16 protein-coding genes are annotated in these 18,625 nt (G+C 32.8%); 15 read left to right on the top strand and 1 reads right to left on the bottom strand.

Features of this window, described 5'->3' with window-relative positions:
* Nucleotides 1–17: 17 nt before the first annotated feature.
* The gene (locus HALHA_RS13200) at nt 18–860 is read right to left on the bottom strand and encodes a L,D-transpeptidase (protein ID WP_015328025.1); all 843 of its coding nucleotides are present in this window, start codon (nt 858–860) and stop codon (nt 18–20) included.
* Nucleotides 861–1,469: 609 nt separating this feature from the next.
* Between HALHA_RS13200 and HALHA_RS13195 the strand changes: the two genes are divergently transcribed.
* The 15 genes from HALHA_RS13195 to HALHA_RS11860 all read left to right on the top strand — a co-directional run bounded on the left by HALHA_RS13195 (nt 1,470) and on the right by HALHA_RS11860 (nt 18,619).
* The gene (locus HALHA_RS13195) at nt 1,470–3,101 is read left to right on the top strand and encodes a peptidase S8 (protein ID WP_015328024.1); all 1,632 of its coding nucleotides are present in this window, start codon (nt 1,470–1,472) and stop codon (nt 3,099–3,101) included.
* Between the two features lie 70 nt (nt 3,102–3,171).
* Nucleotides 3,172–4,257, top strand: a complete 1,086-nt coding sequence (locus tag HALHA_RS11925) for an LptF/LptG family permease (RefSeq protein ID WP_015328023.1) — start codon at nt 3,172–3,174, stop codon at nt 4,255–4,257.
* Between the two features lie 14 nt (nt 4,258–4,271).
* Complete coding sequence (locus HALHA_RS11920; protein WP_015328022.1) at nt 4,272–5,351, top strand: LptF/LptG family permease; 1,080 nt, start codon at nt 4,272–4,274, stop codon at nt 5,349–5,351.
* A gap of 4 nt (nt 5,352–5,355) precedes the next feature.
* On the top strand, nt 5,356–6,969 hold the full coding sequence (locus HALHA_RS11915) for an LptA/OstA family protein (RefSeq protein ID WP_015328021.1): 1,614 nt from the start codon (nt 5,356–5,358) through the stop codon (nt 6,967–6,969).
* Between the two features lie 141 nt (nt 6,970–7,110).
* On the top strand, nt 7,111–7,596 hold the full coding sequence (locus HALHA_RS11910) for a hypothetical protein (protein WP_015328020.1): 486 nt from the start codon (nt 7,111–7,113) through the stop codon (nt 7,594–7,596).
* The gene (gene lptC, locus HALHA_RS11905; protein ID WP_015328019.1) at nt 7,589–8,146 is read left to right on the top strand and encodes an LPS export ABC transporter periplasmic protein LptC; all 558 of its coding nucleotides are present in this window, start codon (nt 7,589–7,591) and stop codon (nt 8,144–8,146) included. Before HALHA_RS11910 ends, lptC begins: the two co-directional genes overlap by 8 nt.
* Entirely contained in the window at nt 8,136–8,753 is a 618-nt protein-coding gene (locus HALHA_RS11900; RefSeq protein ID WP_041607866.1) for an LptA/OstA family protein, read from the top strand. Before lptC ends, HALHA_RS11900 begins: the two co-directional genes overlap by 11 nt.
* Nucleotides 8,754–8,894: 141 nt before the next feature.
* The gene (locus HALHA_RS11895; RefSeq protein WP_015328017.1) at nt 8,895–11,285 is read left to right on the top strand and encodes a coiled-coil domain-containing protein; all 2,391 of its coding nucleotides are present in this window, start codon (nt 8,895–8,897) and stop codon (nt 11,283–11,285) included.
* A gap of 10 nt (nt 11,286–11,295) precedes the next feature.
* Nucleotides 11,296–12,027, top strand: a complete 732-nt coding sequence (locus HALHA_RS11890; protein ID WP_015328016.1) for an amino acid ABC transporter ATP-binding protein — start codon at nt 11,296–11,298, stop codon at nt 12,025–12,027.
* Nucleotides 12,028–12,516: 489 nt separating this feature from the next.
* On the top strand, nt 12,517–13,344 hold the full coding sequence (gene lpxC / locus HALHA_RS11885; protein ID WP_015328015.1) for a UDP-3-O-acyl-N-acetylglucosamine deacetylase: 828 nt from the start codon (nt 12,517–12,519) through the stop codon (nt 13,342–13,344).
* A gap of 15 nt (nt 13,345–13,359) precedes the next feature.
* Nucleotides 13,360–13,800, top strand: coding sequence for a 3-hydroxyacyl-ACP dehydratase FabZ (gene fabZ / locus HALHA_RS11880; RefSeq protein ID WP_015328014.1), 441 nt, complete (start codon nt 13,360–13,362; stop codon nt 13,798–13,800).
* Nucleotides 13,801–13,816: 16 nt separating this feature from the next.
* Nucleotides 13,817–14,632, top strand: a complete 816-nt coding sequence (lpxA, locus tag HALHA_RS11875; protein ID WP_015328013.1) for an acyl-ACP--UDP-N-acetylglucosamine O-acyltransferase — start codon at nt 13,817–13,819, stop codon at nt 14,630–14,632.
* A 107-nt stretch (nt 14,633–14,739) separates the two neighbouring features.
* Complete coding sequence (locus HALHA_RS11870) at nt 14,740–15,549, top strand: LpxI family protein (RefSeq protein ID WP_015328012.1); 810 nt, start codon at nt 14,740–14,742, stop codon at nt 15,547–15,549.
* A 212-nt stretch (nt 15,550–15,761) separates the two neighbouring features.
* On the top strand, nt 15,762–16,901 hold the full coding sequence (lpxB, locus tag HALHA_RS11865) for a lipid-A-disaccharide synthase (protein WP_041607863.1): 1,140 nt from the start codon (nt 15,762–15,764) through the stop codon (nt 16,899–16,901).
* On the top strand, nt 16,898–18,619 hold the full coding sequence (locus HALHA_RS11860) for an ABC transporter ATP-binding protein (RefSeq protein WP_015328010.1): 1,722 nt from the start codon (nt 16,898–16,900) through the stop codon (nt 18,617–18,619). The genes lpxB and HALHA_RS11860 overlap by 4 nt, the downstream gene beginning before the upstream one ends.
* The last annotated feature ends 6 nt before the right edge of the window (nt 18,620–18,625 follow it).

Genomic DNA, 18,625 nt, shown 5'->3' with positions numbered 1-18,625 from the left:
CTCTTAAGAGGCACCTTTTATTTTATAAAGACTGTGACCTTTGTGGGAACAAGCTGGTAGAGCTCAGCAATATCTTTTGGTTTTAACCTGATACAACCTTGAGAGGTTTGGTTGGTAAGGGCCAAGCGTTGATTAGTTGTAGCATGAATGCCATACCCTCCACCTTTAGTCCACAGGTCGAGTTCTAGCCAGTACTTTCCGTATTTTTCTCTTTGTTGCTTATTTAAGATAGCCTTATCTTCAATTCTAAATCTTCCTTTAGGAGTTGGTGATAACTTTCCTCCATCGGCTATTGGGTATTCTTTAATTATTTTAGACCCTTGTTTTAAATAGAGTTTATCCTTAGTAGTATTAACTAGGATATGATATGGTCTAAAATCGGTTATATTATTTTGTTTCGTATTGGGGCGGAGACTAGTAGTGATTAATTTAGCTAAGCTTGGCCCGGTTAATTGGGGATTATAGTACCAACCTCCAGTATAATCTAGTTTAAAACTAACCTTATTATCATCAGATATTGGTTCCGGAGGAATATTTTTAAGATAAGTACCTAGTAATTGCTTAAGATTTTTTGGTAACTGATAATGATCTTGTAGATAAAGATATAAAGCTGTTCTTAATTTATTTAAGGCTTGGTTAGATGTAATAGTGACTGGTTGGGCTTTTTTTTGTTTTGTTAAGTAATCATCAATTTGTTGCTTTAGTTTTTGATAGTTTATAGCAGTTTTTTTCTCTAGAGGTAGCGGTGAATTATTACTAAGCGAATTATTAAATAATAAGCCAAGTAAAATTAGTAATATTAGTAGTAGTAAAAATAGTAGGCGTTTTAAAAGATTATTTTGTGGAAATTTAGTATCCACTTTATAGCTCCTTTCGCTAGAGTTTAATTCTATTATTTGGAGTTAGATAAAAAATATTAATCTTTTAGAAGGAAATATACTTAGCTGGATAAAATATAATAGGTTACTTAGCAGGAGAGAATTAAGTTTTCGATAATATATTATTTAAGGGGTTTTTTGGCTATAATTAGTTAATTTGAAAATAAAGTATTATTGATATATAGTTGCACTTCTCAATTAGGCATTGTGTGGCTTTTTCCTTAAATAGTTTTTGTTAATTTCATTCCAGGTAAAATGAGATAAACCAAATCATAGATTTGCTTATTCATATCTATTTTACCTTTCATTCAAACCATATGAACAAAAACTATAAGACAGTCCAAAAGCCCCACAATACCTTTAATAATTGCTGGAGAGGGTTTCGCAACGACTCATAAATTTTTCATTAATGAGTCTTAGTGAACTGGAATAAAAATAAGGTTTGGGTTAGCTAATCACCTGTTTTTGATTAGCTTAACGTTATTTTTATGGAAGTAAGCTTAGACGAATTTTGAGAAATTTATCTAGTGAGAAATCCTCTCTCAGCAATCTAAAAGTTAAACTATATATCACAAAGGAGACAAATAACAAATGAAGAAACTAATCTGTTACCTGCTAGTTTTAGGATTAACTATTACAACATTTGGTTGTAGTTTTTTAGATAAAGAAGAATTTGTCGGAGTTAAAGGACATGTAACTTTAACTAATACTAAACTTAAAGAAAGCACTAGCACACAACAAATATCTACACAAAGTTTTGCAATTAAAGGGATAACTAGTGCTAATTCAAAAGAAGAGTATGTACAAGATGAAATTTTAGTATCTTTTGAAGATGTAGCTAAGACTAAAGTTACTAACTTGCTTGCTAAATATGGTCTAACTGTCAAAAGGGAGTTACATAAATTAAAGATTAAAGTTCTAAAAGTTAATTCGGATTATGATCTTAAAACCTTAATTGAACAACTTAATAATGAAGCCATCATAAATTATGCAGAACTAAATAGAAAGATAAGATTGCAAGCAGCTATTTCTCCTAATGACCCTGGGTATAGTAAACAATGGAATTATAAAGCTATTAGTTTACCTCAAGCTTGGGATGTAACCACAGGTAGTAAAGAAGTAACTGTGGCTGTAATTGATACCGGGGTTGATTTAGATCATCCTGATTTAGAAGGCCAGTTAGATTTAAAGAATTCTGTTAATGTAATCAATTCTAGTTCAACTGCTGATGATGACCATGGGCACGGAACTCATGTAGCTGGAATACTGGGGGCTGTAACAGATAATGGTAGGGGAGTAGCAGGAATTAATTGGAATATAAAAATTATGCCTATTAAGGTTTTTGGTGCTACTGGAAGTGGCAATTATTCAAATCTTATTACTGGGATTTATTGGGCAGTCAATAATCATGCAGAGGTTATTAATTTAAGTTTAGGAGGGAGCGAGCCTACTTCTTCATTGAATTCATTGAAAGTAGCTGTAGAGTATGCTTATAATAAAGGGGTAACTGTAGTTGCGGCAGCTGGTAACGGAGGGGAGGACATGATAGGAGATTTAGGGTTGCTTTATCCTGCTCATTACCCGAGTACAATTGCTGTAGGAGCTGTTAATTCGAGGTTAGAAAGGGCCAATTTTTCTAATTATGGTGCTAATCTTGATTTTGTAGCACCTGGCTCATATATTTATTCTACAGTACCCCCTGATTTAACCAACAATGATTTAGCTATCACAGACCCTAGTGGTTATAAGTATGCGTTTGGTACTTCAATGGCTACTCCTCATGTAGCGGGGTTAGCAGCCTTATTAATCGCTAGTGGACAAGCCAACACTCCCGCTGAAGTAAAGAGACAATTAAGACTAACAGCTCAGGATTTAGGAGTGTTTGGTCGAGATAAAAAACATGGATTTGGTTTAATCAATGCTTATGCTGGAGTGAAAAATGCTAAAATTACCAAGACACAAGTCTTTGCTGGGAAAATGAATGGTTCAATTATCAACCGGACTAGTCAAGTAACTTATCCTGTTGCAAATGGCTTTTATAGTTTAGCTAATATTGAAGCTGGTAGTTGGTATCTTTATGGTTGGATAGATGTTAATAATAATAATTTAGTAGATAAAGGAGATTACTTTGGTAAGACAGATAGTCGGGTAAGTAGGGGCTTGAATGTTAATCTAAATCTAAGTTTAATTACAGATAAAGCAATTCAATATCAAGTAGAATAATTATTCCCAGCTAGATAGCTGGGAATTAATTGTGGTAATTAGAAAGAAAGGGAAATAGGGGGCAGAAATTGTGTTGTTTAAGTTACGATTAGTTGATCGCTATTTAGGAAAAGAGTTTTTGAAGCCATTTATATTTTCTATCTTTACTTTAACAGTTTTAATGATAAGTAGTTATTTATTTGAATTAACTGATTTGATCTTGGTTAAACAGGTACCTTTAAATAAAGTGCTAAAGCTGCTATTATATAAGATACCAGGGGTAATGGTACAAAGTTTTGCTATTTCTATTTTATTTGCTACTTTATTATCATTAAGCCAGTTGGTAAAAAAGAATGAAGTGATAGCTTTTAGAATGGGCGGGGTTTCTCTTCAGCGTTTATTACTTCCTTTTTTAATTGTGGCTTTAGTAGTTAGTATTAGTACATTTTTTATTAATGAACAGTTAGTCCCGTGGACCAATCATCGAGCAGAAAATATAGTCCGCAGGATTATTTTAAAACAGGGTTTGCCAGATTTAAAAGAAGGCTCTTTTTTTAAAGGTCTAGATAAACGTTATTTTTATATTGGTAAGATTGATGAACAAGAAGATAAGTTCTATGAGATTATGCTCTATGAATTAGCAAAGGATAAGAAATTCCCGCGACTGATCACAGCTAAGATGGGTTATTTTAAAGATAAAGTATGGCACTTAGTTGATGGATTAGTTAATAAATTTAATCAGCAAGGAGAGTTAATCTATCAATCTGCTTTTAAAGAATTAAAAATAAATGTTAACCAAAAGCTAGAGAACTTTTATGGCCAACAAAAGACAACTTCAGAAATGAGTCGAGAGGAGTTACTTAAAGATATTAAATTATTTAAAGAGAGTGGATTAGATGTTAGCTCCTTATTAGTTGATTATCACTTAAAGCTAGCTAAGCCATTTGCTTGCTTTATTTTTGTTTTAATTGGTGCACCATTGACTGTGAGATCTAAACAAGGTAGAATTTTTGGAGTTATAGCTAGTATAGTAATTGTCTTTTTATACTATGTTATTCTATCTTTTTCTCGTTCATTAGGTAGAAATGGTTTATTAAATCCTTTATTAGCAGCTTGGTTACCCAATCTTATTTTTAGTGTAATAGGGATTTATTTGATTATCAAGGAAGAACTTTAGAGGGGAATTTTAAGATGAAAATAATTGATAAATATTTAGTTTGGGAATTTATAAAACCTTTTTTACTTACTTTATTTACCTTGGTTATTATTTTAATCAGCAGCTTTTTATTTCAACTAACTGATTTTATTATTATTAAGGATATTCCAGTGCCAATAGTAGCTAAATTATTGTTGTATAAAGTTCCACAAGTAATGGTTAAAAGCTTCTCCATGGCTGTATTATTTGCTACTTTACTTTCTTTAAGTCGCTTGGTTAAAGATAATGAGTTTACTGCTCTTAGAATGGGTGGGATTAAATTTACTCGGATAGTAATTCCTTTATTAATCGTGGGATTATTAATTAGTCTGGTAACCTATTGGTTTAATGAGAAAATAGTTCCTACTGCTAATAGTAAGTATCAGCAAGTAATCAACAAATCTATTTATAAGAAGAAAGACCAAGTTATTAAGCAAAATGTATTATTTAAAGATAGGCATAATCGTTATTTTTATCTAGGTAAACTTAACACTAAAACTAAAGAAGTTAATAATATCTTAGTTTATGATAAACAAGACAAGCCTAATCAGCTAATCAGTGCTACTAAGGGGTCATTTAGAGGTAAAATTTTATCCTTACAAGTGGGGATAAGATATCAACTAGGGGCTGAGGGTTATTTGGCCCAACAGGATGAGCTAAGAAAGGTAAATTTTAAGTTAGAAAGAAGGATTAAGAAGTTATATAGTAGACAAAAGAAACCAGAAGAATTAAACCGGGCCCAACTAAAAGCAAGAATAAAGTTACTACAAGCTAGTGGAATAGATACGACCAAGCTAGAAGTTGAGTATTATTTTAAATTAGCCCAGCCTTTAGCTTGTGTAATATTTATTTTAATTGGTGCTCCATTGAGTATTAAATCAGATAAAGGAAGAATTTTTGGGCTAATAGTTAGTGTAGTGATTATCTTTATTTATTATGTTTTCTTATCTATAAGCCGTTCGTTAGGCAATGCAGGAGCTTTAGCACCCTGGTTAGCAGCTTGGCTACCTAATTTAGTCTTTGCCCTATTAGGAAGCAGTTTAATAATTAAGGAAGAGCACTTTGAATTAAGTTAAGGAGGTGCCGGAAATCAAAGTAATTAAGATAGCAATTATTATCCTAGTCTTAAATCTAGCCTGTACTGTAGCATTAGCTAATCAACAGGTTAATCTTAAAGCCAAACAGGTCACATATCAGCGTAAAAAAGGAATTATTATAGCTACTGGGAATGTCAAGTTACAAACAAAGAGACTTAATTTATCAGCTAATAGACTTAAGATTAATCTTAAGCAAGATAAATTGCTAGCTACAGGTAATGTTCAATCAAAGACTGAAACAGGAGAGTACACAAGCCAAAAACTAAACTATAATTTCAAGACAGATTCTGGCATTTTTATTAATTCAGAGGGCATTATTATTAGTGATAGCCTAAAAGAACCATTTTATTTACAAGCACCTCAAACATCTTATACTCCCAATAAATCTAACTTACAAAAGGCAGAATTTACGACCTGTGATTTAGAAGAGCCTCATTATCACTTTCAAGCTGAGAGTATGACTATTTATCCTGAAGATAAAATTGTAGCTTATCATGTTACTCTCTGGGAGTTTAATGGCCAGGTGCCGATCTTTTATTGGCCTATTTTGGTTTATTCATTTAAAAATCATCAACAAATTTTTAAACCACAGGTAGGTTATAATCAGCAAAAAGGTTGGTTTATAAAGACTACCTATAATTACGATAGAGAAGACTTTGGACAATTATATCTTGATTACTTTAGTAAATTAGGCTTTGCTATAGGGGCCAAGCACTACTATAAGACACTAAAGAATGATAACGCTTCCTTATACTTTTATTTAGAAGAAGATAATAGAAATCCTACTCTAAGTCCCTGGATTAGTTTAGAACTTAAAAGAGAGTATAAAGCAGAAGATACAAGCTATACTTGGAGTGTAGGATATAAAGATCACTATAGTAATTATTTAACTACTCCCCAAAAGAATAACTGGCTTAATATATCAGCTAAGCAAAAAGTTGAGTTTACTAATTGGCAACATAACTGGGGGTTAAAGTATAGAAAGAATAGAAGTTATAATCATGATCTTGATTTAAGTTTAGATGTATGGGGGTTAAAAGATAATAATTTAGATTTAAACTTAGATTATATATATCAACAACAGCCTAAGACTACCTTTAATGAGTACGGAGTGGGGTTAAATTATAAAAAATATTTTTCTGATGATCTTTATTTAAACTATAATTATGATTATGAATATCATGCAGAAAATGAGGATAATAGCTGGCAGTATAAGACTGATTTGAGGTTACAGCTAGATAAAAGCAAGTACAACTGGTCGGTTGGCGCCAAGTTTAAAAGAGATAATGAAGGGATAAATTATTATGATCTACCAGAGGCACAATTAACGATTCATCCTGGAGAAATTTGGTCTAATAAGTTATTAAATCCCCTTGATATTACTGTAGGAGGATTAAACAGATATAATGATAGTTGGTTAGAGCCTAAACAACAAGGTTACACTCGGGTAGGTTATGAAGATTATCTATCGTTAACAGATAACAATAGATTGCATTATAATCAACAGTTTGAACAGAATATATATAGTACTGGTCACCAACACTGGTCATACCAAAATAGATTTGATTTAACAACTAAACTTCCCTTTGGTTGGTAAAATGAGATAAATTATGATTATCAGACAGTAGCTGGAACTGCTCCTCGAGTATTTGAGATAAAAAAACGAGAGCATGAAGTTAAAGAAGAACTAAGTTGGCGAAAAAATGGCAGTGAATTTTATATCAAATCAGGTTATGATTTGTTAACTAAAGGGTATGATGATTTGACAAGTGGGCTAGATTATCAAATTAATCAACATTATACTTTAGGTGCAGTGGCCAAATATGATTTAAATCAGGCTAGCTACGAGGAGTTTGCTACTACTTTAGAAATAGATTACGATAATTTTAAGTATGATACAGCAATGCAAATAGATCTAAATACAGGCCAATTAAAGAGATGGGATAATAGTTTAGAATTAAAGCTTGGCCCGTCAGATTGGCAATGGCAAATTAGTTTAAATAGTAGCTATGATCAATTAGAGCAAAAGTTTAGGGAGGCTAACTTAACGCTAGAGAAGATGTTACACAAACGCAAGTTGTCACTCTCCTATGATCATTTACAAGGAGAAGTCTGGTTCCAGTATCAGCTATTAGCTTTTCCTAACAGTGGTGTTAAAGTAGGGAGCAATGATAATGAAGGAATGTTATTTGGAGGAGAGTTAGGGAGGTTACTAGATGAATAGGAGAAAGAAGCTAATTTTTATAGTAATCTTAATCATAGGAGTAATTGGTTTATGGAAGACCAAGGAGAAAGATGATCAGCCACCTAATGCCAATTATCAGTACCAAATAACAGCCCCCCGCTTAATTAGTTATTATCAAGGCCAAAAAAGATGGGATTTAGCAGCTAAATCAATTATCAAACCTAAGGATGATAAACGAAAGAGAACTATTTTGCAGACAGTTAAAGAGGGAAAGTTATTTATTGATGGGCAGTTAGAGTATAAATTAACGGCTCAGAAAATAATTTATCTAGTCAAAAGTAAAAATGCTAAGTTAGTAGGAGCCGTTAAGTTACAAGAGATAGATGGATTAAAGATCAAAGCAGATAAGTTAAGCTGGGTAGAAAGCAAAACAGAGTTACAAACAACAAGTGGAGTTCAAGTAGAGTTAAAGAATGGTCAGCTAACTGCTCAAAAAATGAAATTAAATCTTAAAGAAGGTATAATTGATTTTGACCAAAATGTTAAATTCAATTTTAAGATTAGGGGAGGCAATAGTAGTGAAGAATAAACAGGTGATTCTCGCTGTAATATGCTTATTATTGGTAAGTCTTCAGCCTGCTTTGGCCCAGACAGGACATTTAACATCTGATCATTTAAGATATAAAAAAGATGAGGATATCTTTATTGCTACAGGAAATGTTAAATTAAATTATGATAAAAGAGTTGTAACTGCTCAACGCTTAAGAATGGATAGAAATAAGAATTTAGCTTATTTTAGTGATGATGTACATTTGACAGCCAAACAAGATGAGATTTGGAGCCAAAAGTTAAAGTTTGATTTAGAAGAGAATATTTTAATAGCCCAACAACAAGTAAAGTTAAATACAACTAAGGATAATAAATCACTAAATTTAACTAGTGATTATTTAAAGATGTGGGGTAAGAGTAATGATTTATTGGCCCAAGGAAATGTTGATGTAGTATATAATAAACAAAAAATTAAAGGTGATAAGCTAGAGTATATTGCTAAAACAGAAAAGATGATTGTAACCCAAGGAGCTAAAATTAAAGAAGGAGATAACTGGATTGAATCCCAAAAAGTAATTATTTCCCTAGCTAATGATACAATTAATGCAACAGGAAGTGTGGAAATGGAGTTTGAGATTAAAGAATAATAATTTTAATGTTTAAAAATGCCACTGATAGCAAAAGATAAGAACAAATAAACATTATTTTACTTTATTATCCAGAAGATATTTATCTAGAGCTGTTTACTCTCTGCGGTCTTAATGATATAATTTGAGGAGGATACAAGAGTGCCTCTTTTGCAATCAGAATTTGTTAAAGATATAATAGTAATGTTAGCAACTACTGTTTTAATCGCTACATTACTAGCCTTAGTTGTAGGTCAATTAAGTGATATGTATTTTGGGAATATAGTAGCTAATTTGATAGGTGGTTATGGAGAGTATGATCTATTATTAATTATTAACCAGGAAAGAAAAGCAATAGCCCAAGAACAGTTGCAGGATATTATTAAGCAGAGGTTACCCGGTTCAAAATTAATTTCAGGGATTAATCTGGTGGGAAGGGCCAATTTTTTTATTAAGTTAGCCCCGCAATATAAAAGACGAAGTATTTTTTTGAAACTTAATGATTATTTTTCTCAAGTAGAAGGTTTAGAGAGTATATCTATAATTACTCAACCACGAGTTACCATTAGGGGGTTAAGAAAAAAGGCAATTTCCTTTTTAGAGCCTAAAATTAATCGTATCTCTGGAGTTGGTTTTACTATTCCTGAAGGAGATAAGCTAGAGGTTATAATTTCTAAACCAGAGAGATTATCTTCAATTAAAGAGATGATCAATGATTTATTACGAAAATATCAGGTATTAGCAGTTAGATTCCCAATCACATTTAAGCCTAAGCAATTATTTGCTTTAGGAACAGAAGTAACAAAAGTACTAAAAAAAGAAGTTGATCATTCAATCTTTAATATTACTTCTACAGGCCGTGAGAATATAGAGTCATTAGTTAAAACTATGACAGAAATGAAGAAGTTTTTGAGTAGTTATACCAGTCGGATTACAATTAATTTAATTAAAGAGATAAAAGTAGAAGTTGGGGATAAATTAATCTTGCCTAGTAAAAGAGGAGAGCAAATTATTCTTCGGATAACTAATGTAACCGAAGATAGAGCAGAGGCTATAATTGTTAAAGGAGATAGTAGACAAATTTTAGGTGAGCAAGCCTATTTATTTCAACCAGATAAGTTAGGCCCAGTTGCAGGACAAATAGAGGTTAATAATCCTCGGCAAAAGTTAGCTTATACAGTTGAACAATTAGCCAATTTAGTACCTAATTTACAAGCTATCTTCCAGCGCTCTCAGAATTTATTAGAGCAACTGACTAAATTAACAGCTACTTTACAGACGGCTCGAGAATCTTTATTGCAGCTTAAACTGCTTAATCGTCAGTTAGCTATCTACCAACAGGATCTAAGCAAGGTTGATTTTATGCAGTTAAAGAGAGCAATAAATAAGCTAGACCAGAATTTAAGCTGGTTAACTGAAGTAGCTAAAGGATTAAATTTAATTAGGGATTTGTTAGTTAATCTTAATCAACAGTTAAACGACATTAATCAGCAGCTAAAACTAGCTAGTCAAGGATTAGCAACAGATAGTCCGTATCGCCAAGAACTGGAGAAGTTACAAGAAAGTATTAATAGGCTAGCTACTGGCTTGCAGACAAATAGCAAACAGATTATAGTTTATATTAATCGCTATAATCCTGTTTTACAAGAGGTTATTTATTGGCAGCAGCAAGTAGAGGAGTTTAAGTTGCTGCTAAATAAAGTCAGTTCTGTTACTCAATTAGATCTTAAGTCTAAGTTGGCCCAAGTAACTAATCCCCAATTAATGAAGCAGATTAATGCTTTAGATACAGCTACTTTAGGGCAGGATTTAAAGCAGTTACAAGAACAAACCAAGCAATTAAAACGGGTTGACTTTAAAGCAATAGTTACAGAATTAAAGTATATTCAGAAGTCTTTACCTCAGTTAAAAGATGAAGAGATTACCGCTACAATTGATTTAATAAATAAGTACTTAGCTGGTAAGGTAATTCCAGGGTCTGAGATTGTGCTCTTATTACCAGCTCAAGGAATTGATTTAACTAAGATTAAAGCTAAGATTCAGGAGTTAATCTCCCAGCAGGTATCATTTTCTAGCTCTCAGTTAGGGTTAATCAGTCCTAACTACAGGGCACAATTATACCAAATATTAAGTCAAGTTAAGATGATTTTGGCAGGAGTAACAGCAATTTTAATTACTGTATTCTCCTTAGTATTTGACCAATCCCTAATTATTAATTCGCTACGTCTATTACAAGATAATAATCAAAACTGGTTTACTGATTTAGGATTATACTATGGGGTGGGGGTAGGTAGCTTAATGTTAACTTTAATTTTTGCTTTAGCAGAGATAAAGTTACCTTATCTAGCTTTATGGCAGGTTAGTTTATTAGGGGCAGGATTAGGATTGCTTGCTGTAAGTAAGGCTCAGAGTCTAAATCCTATTGCCCAAGCTGAGTATCAAGCTGGCAGAGCTTTTGGGTTTAGTTATACTGAAATTATGCATCAAATTGTTATTCCAGCTGGTAAGCCTGGTATACTACAGTTCATAAATCAGAAAAAAATTTACTTTTAATGGGGGAGTTATGTTAGAAGTAAAGAATTTAATTAAAAGCTATGGAAATGAAAAGGTATTACGAGGGGTTGATTTTTCTGTTAAAAAGGGCCAAACTGTGGCTATTATGGGGCCAAGTGGTTGTGGTAAATCAACAACTATTCGTTGTTTAAATCTCTTAACAGAGCCTGATAGCGGAAAAGTCATCTTTAGGGGAACTAATTTGTTAGAGTTATCGTCTTCAGAATTATTAAAATTAAGACAAGAAATTGGTTTTGTATTTCAAAATTTCAATTTAATCGAACGATTGACTGTCCAAGAAAATGTAATGTTACCTTTAATCAAGTTGGACTTTACTTTAGAACAAAGGGTTAAATATGCTAGGGCTGCTTTAGAGAAGGTAAGGTTAGCCGACCAAGCAAGCAGTTATCCTAAGCAGTTAAGTGGGGGCCAAAAGCAACGGGTAGGAATTGCTAGAGCATTAGTTATTGAGCCTAGTTTGATGTTATTAGATGAACCTACAGCTTCTTTAGATCCGATACTAGTCAAGGAAGTACTAGAGGTGATTGAAGATGCAACTTATAGTCAAAAAAGAGCTGTAGTCTTAGTAACTCATGAAGTTTCTTTTGCCCTAAAGGTAGCGGATATAATTTTATTACTTGATAATGGACAAGTAGTAGAAATAGGAAGTTCAGAATCGATATTTACCAATCCTCAATCGGAGGTTGGGAAAAAGTATAAAGAATTATTGGAGTATTATTGATATAAAGTTTAACTTTTAGATTGCTGAGAGAGGATTTCTCACTAGATAAATTTCTCAAAATTCGTCTAAGCTTACTTCCATAAAAATAAGGTTAAGCTAATCAAAAACAGGTGATTAGCTAACCCAAACCTTATTTTTAATCCAGTTCACTAAGACTCATTAATGAAAAATTTATGAGTCGTTGCGAAACCCTCTCCAGCAATTATTAAAGGTGTTGTGGGGCTTTTGGACTGTCTTATAGTTTTTGTTCATATGCTTTGAATGAAAGGTGAAATAGATATGAATAAGCAAATCTATGATTTGGTTTATCTCATTTTACCCGGAATGAAATGAACAAAAACTATTTAAGGAAAAAGCCACACAATGCCTAATTGAGAAGTGAAGTTTTATATCAATAAAGGTTAAGTTTGAGTTTGAACCTAACTTCGTGTAGGCTTAAATTCAAGCTTAGTCTTTAAGTTATATTTTATAATAGAAGGAGGCTCAAGATTGAAAAATAAGCAGCAAACAATTCAATCACAATTTAGTTACACAGGGATTGGTTTGCATACTGGAGAGAATGTAACTATTACTTGTAAACCACTACCAGTTAATCAAGGAATTAAATTTAAAAGAATTGATTTAGCAAGCCAGCCAGAAGTGACAGCTACCGTAGAGAATGTCGTTTCAACTCAACGGTGTACTACTATCGGCCAAGGTGGATGGGAGATTAATACAATTGAACATCTAATGTCAGCTATAAGTGCTTTAGAAATAGATAATTTGTTAGTTGAAATAGATGCTAATGAACCACCAGTAACTGATGGAAGTGCTAAGGTTTTTTATCAACTACTAGAGAAAGCTGGAGTTAAGGAACAAAAGGCTACTAAAAAAACTCATCAAATAACAGAACCAATTGAGGTTAGAGATGGAGATCAATATTTAGTTCTGTTGCCAGCTGATGAATTAAAGATTAGTTATACTTTTGTAGGCAATCATCCAGGACTAACTGACCAGTTTGCTGAGTTTAATCTAACTACTGGTAATTATCAAGAGGAGATTGCTCCAGCAAGGACTTTTGGTTTTGCTGAAGAAATAGAAAAGCTAAAAAAAGCAGGGCTAGCTTTAGGTGGTAGTTTAGAGAATGCTATTTTAATTGAAGCAGATGGACCAGTTAATGAATTAAGATTTGAGAATGAATTTGTCAGGCACAAGATTTTAGATATAATTGGTGATTTGAAGTTGGCCCCTGATTTTAAAGGCCATATTATAGCTGTTAGATCAGGCCATAGATTAAATTCAATTTTAGCTAAAAAAATTAAAGATAAGGTATTATAGAGGAGGAGTTAAATTATGGAAGAAGCAATGAATATTGATGAAATTAAGGAGATTTTACCACATCGTTATCCATTTTTATTAGTGGATAAAATTTTAGAAGTTGAACCAGGAGAAAAAATTGTAGGTTTAAAGAATGTAACCACGAATGAAGAATTCTTTAATGGTCACTTTCCTGGTCATCCAATTATGCCTGGAGTATTAATTGTAGAAGCAATGGCTCAAGTAGCAGGAATTGGCTTATTAACTACTGTAGATAATCCAGAAGAAAAGGTGCCTTATTTTGGTAGAATTAATGATGCTCGTTTTAGAAAGCCAGTTAAGCCAGGAGACCAACTAATTATGGAGATTGAAGTTGCTAAATTAAGAGGAAGAATGGGTAAGGTAGAGGCTAAAGCTTTAGTAGATGGTGAAGTTGTTACAGAAGCTACTTTAACTTGCTTTATTCAAGATAAATAATCTGGAGGTGAAGTAAATGAATGCAGAAAAAGATAATGTAGTTCATCTTAATAATGGTGGTCAAATTCATCAAACTGCAGTAGTGCATCCAGACGCTAAGATTGGAGAAAATGTTGAGGTTGGCCCGTATGCTGTAATTGGTGAGCATGTAGAGATTGGGGCAGATACTGAGATTGGCCCACATACTGTAATTAAAGGCTGGACTACAATTGGAAAGAATAATAAGATCTTTAATAGTGCTTCTATTGGTCAAGAACCACAAGATCTAAAGTTTGCTGGTGAAAAAAGTTTCTTAGAAATTGGAGATAATAATACAATTAGAGAGTTTGCTACTATTCATCGGGGGACTGAGGATGGCGGGAGACTAACTAAAATTGGTAATGATAATTTAATTATGGCTTATTGTCATGTAGCTCATGATTGTCAAGTGGGTAATGATATTATTATGTCTAATTCTGCTAATTTAGCGGGTCATGTAATAGTTGAAGACTCAGCTGTAATTGGTGGTTTAGTTGGTGTACACCAGTTTGTTAGAATTGGAGAAATGGCTATGGTAGGAGCAGGTTCTAAAGTTGTTAAGGATGTACCGCCATATATTCTAGTAGATGGTCATCCATCTAGTGTAAATGGAATTAATATTGTAGGCTTAAGAAGAAATGAAGTAAAACCTGAGGTTAGACGTAAGATTAAACAGGCTTATAAAATCTTATATCGTTCAAATCTAAATACTAATCAAGCAATTGAAGAGATGGAAGAAGAGCTTGATAATAGTCCGTTAATCGAAAACTTTTTACGTTTCTTGCGTAATGCCCAACGCGGTATTTGTAGATAGTTTTTTTAGATTGAAGAGGAAATTAAATATAATAATTAGGTTAGGAGTCGTGAGTAAATATTTTGCTCACGACTTGTAATTTAATTTATATAGTCAGGAGGAAAAGTATGTCTAAAATAGGATTAATAGCAGGTAATGGAAATTTACCAGTTTTATTTACTCAAGCTGCCAGAGAACAAGGATATGAAATAGTAGTAATTACAGTCACACCAGAGGCTGCAAGTAATAAATTAGCAGATTTAACCGATCATTTCTATCAGATTGAAGTGGGCCAACTAGATAAAATTATTACTACTTTACAACAAGAAGAGGTATCAGAAGTTGTAATGCTTGGAAAAGTAACTAAAGAGTTATTATACCAGGGGGTTGAGTTAGATAATAAATTTAAGCAATTATTAGCTTCTCTACCAGACAAGAATGATGATGCAATTATGTTAGGAGTAGTTAAGGTGCTTAAAGAAGCAGGGATAAAAGTAGCAGACCAGACTAAATTCATAGAAAAGTTATTACCTGATGCAGCAACTTTAACTACTGTTGAGCCAAGTGAAGAGGTCTTAGCAGATATGAAATACGGATTTAAAATGGCTAAAGAAATAGGCAGATTAGATATTGGACAAACTATAGTAGTTAAGGATAAAGCTGTTATGGCAGTAGAAGCAATCGAAGGAACTAATGAAGCTATACGTCGAGGCGGTAAATTAGGTTGCCAAGAAGTAGTAGTAGCAAAAGTTAGTAAACCTCAGCAAGATTTACGTTTTGATATACCTACAGTAGGATTAGAAACTTTACAAAGATTAATTGAGGTAGGGGCCAAGGGACTAGTCATTGAGGCTAATAAAACATTTATCGTAAATCAAACAGAAGTAATTAAAAAAGCTAATCAGGCAGGGATTCCAATAGTGGCGATGGAAAAATAATTGACAATGGACAATTGATAATTGACAATTAAAAATCAATAAAATAATAAATAATTCCAATATTAGCTCTAAGGCAACTATCCTTTACTATCATGAAAAATTTTAGATTTAGTTATCTATTAAATCATAATTTTTGAATTGAAGATTTAAGTTTATATAGCTTTTATTGTACACTGTAAATTGTCAATTGATTTTATAAGGTTGGTGATTAGATGAGTAAAATAATGGTAGTAGCAGGAGAGGCTTCGGGTGATATGCATGCTACAAAAGTTATTAAAGAGATTAAAAAGTTAAATCCTGATGTAGAATTTTTTGGTTTTGGCGGACAACAGATGAAACAAGCAGGGGTAGAAATTTTATACGACCCTACTAAATTAAGTACCATTGGTTTTGCTGAAGCAATTAAACATTTAAAATTAATGTATGATAAATTAAATCAATTAGAAGAAGCAATGAAAGAAAGAAAGCCAGATGTTGTTTTTTTGGTAGATTATTCTGGTTTTAATATGAAAGTAGCTAAACGAGCTGCTAAATTAGGAATTCCAGTAGTTAATTATTTTGCTCCTTCTGCTTGGGTATGGGGTAAATGGCGGGCCAAAAGAATGGCGAAATATGGAGCTAAGATTGCATCTGTTTTTCCTATGGAAGAGAAGGTTTACCGTAAGGCAGGAGCTGATGTAGAATTTGTAGGCCATCCTTTATTGGACATGGTAGAACCACAATTAAGTTATCAGGAGTTTAAAGAAGAATTTAAGCTTGATTTAACAGGAAAAGTAATTGGATTACTACCTGGGAGCCGCCAACAGGAGTTAGATAGTTTATTAGGGCCAATGTTAGAAGCAGCAGATATAATTAGCAGTCACTTTTCTATTACTAATTTTATTTTACCAGTAGCTGAGACTATAGATCAAACTAAAATAAAGGAAAAAATTAAAGATTATAAAGTAGATGTACAATTGGTTACGGGCCATTCTTATGAAGTAATGGAGGTAACTGATTTATTATTAGTAGCCTCAGGAACTGCTACTTTAGAAGCAGCCTGCCTGCAAACACCAATGGTAATTGCTTATCAGACTTCTTGGTCTACCTATTGGTTAGGCAAACTATTAGTTAAGTTACCATTTATTGGTTTGCCAAATATTATATCTGAAAAAGAAATAGTCCCTGAATTATTACAAAATGAGGTTACAGGTAGTAATTTAGCTAAAGAAGTAATTAATATTTTAGATTCAGAAAGAAAAGTTAATCAGATAAAAAAAGATTTAGCAAATATTAAAGCAAAATTAGGTCCTAAGAATGCTACTAAACAAGTAGCTAGGCTGGTATTAGATACAGGAGGAATTGTGATATGAAACTAGCTAAACGAGTATTAGGTTATTTAAATCCCTATAAGGGTCGGCTTTTATTGGCGGTTGTTTGTATGTTATTTAATGCTGCTTTATCTATTTTCTTTTTTGATAGGTTCGGGAAATTAATCGATACTGTAATTGGTCAAGCCCAAATGGATAAGTTAAATTGGTTAATTGTAGGTATGTTCTTTTTATTTTTGTTTCGTGGAATCTTTCAGTATGGTCAAAAATATTTGACTGCGTATGTATCCCAACATGCTATTAAGGATCTACGAGCTAATTTATATAGCCATTTACAGAGTTTATCTTTAGATTTTTATGCTAAAAATAAGACAGGAGAGATTATGTCTCGAGCTACTAATGATATAAGCGTTTTACAAGGTGCTATTGTATCAGGAGCAATTGGTGTTTTTAGTAAGGTGTTTATATTAATTGGTGGTGTAAGTAAGTTATTTTATGATAATTGGCGTTTGGCTATAGTTTCTTTTGTTTTATTTCCTTTGATTGGATATGTAGTAGATAAATTTAATCGTAGAATTAGAAAGGTAAGTAAGAGAGCTCAAGTTAAAGTTGCTAATGTATCAGATGTTTTACAGGAAACGATTAGTGGGGTTAGAGTGGTTAAGTCTTTTGGGCGAGAGGATTATGAATATGAGCGCTTTCAAGAACAAAATTATGCTAATTTTAGGGCCAACCTAAAAAACTCTCAGCTTAAAGCTACCTTGACTCCTGCAACTGAGTTTTTAGCTGCTCTTTCATTTATTGTTGTTCTTTGGTATGGTGGTCGAGAAGTAATTGCTGGATATATGACAGCAGGTGAGTTAACCAGTTTCTTTACTTTATTATTGTATATTACGAATCCATTAAAATCACTAACCAGATTATCAGGAACTATTCAACGAGCTTTAGCTGCAGCAGAAAGAATTTTTGAAATTATTGATATTCAGCCGACTATTCAAGATCAACCTGATGCTCGTAAGTTAACTAAAGTTAATGGTACTATCAACTTTAATAATGTCTCCTTTAGTTATGATAATGATGAACTAGCTTTAGATAGGGTAAATTTAGAGGCTCAACCAGGGCAGATGGTAGCTTTAGTAGGTCCTAGTGGTGCTGGTAAATCTACCCTAGTTAATTTAGTACCTCGATTTTATGATCCTAACCAAGGATTTGTTACTATTAATGGATTAAATATTAAAGAGTTTAAAGTTGACTCTTTACGTGATAAAATAGGAATTGTACCACAAGAAACTATTTTATTTGGAGGAACTATCGCAGATAATATTTTGTATGGTAATCTAGAAGCGAATCGGCAAGATATTGTTCAAGCAGCTAAGGCAGCCAATGCTCATGATTTTATCATGAGTTTTGCTGACGATTACCAAACACAGATTGGTGAGCGGGGAGTCGGTTTATCTGGTGGCCAAAAACAAAGAATAGCTATCGCACGAGCTATTTTAAATGATCCTGAAATCTTAATTTTAGATGAGGCTACTTCAGCTTTAGACACTGAATCGGAAGCTTTAGTCCAAGAAGCTCTAGAGAGGTTAATGGAGAATAGAACCACCTTTGTAATTGCTCATAGATTATCTACAATTTTAAATGCTGATAAAATTGTAGTGATGGATGAAGGAAGAATAGTAGAGACAGGAACTCATGAAGAGTTAATCAAGCAGGAAGGAATTTATGAAGGTTTATATCAAGCACAGTTTGATAAGTAGGTGATA

This window comes from Halobacteroides halobius DSM 5150 (assembly GCF_000328625.1).
Classification (GTDB): Bacteria; Bacillota; Halanaerobiia; order Halobacteroidales; family Halobacteroidaceae; genus Halobacteroides; species Halobacteroides halobius.
The sequence above is the reverse complement of the archived record's forward strand: the minus strand, read 5'-3'. Positions and strand labels throughout refer to the sequence as shown.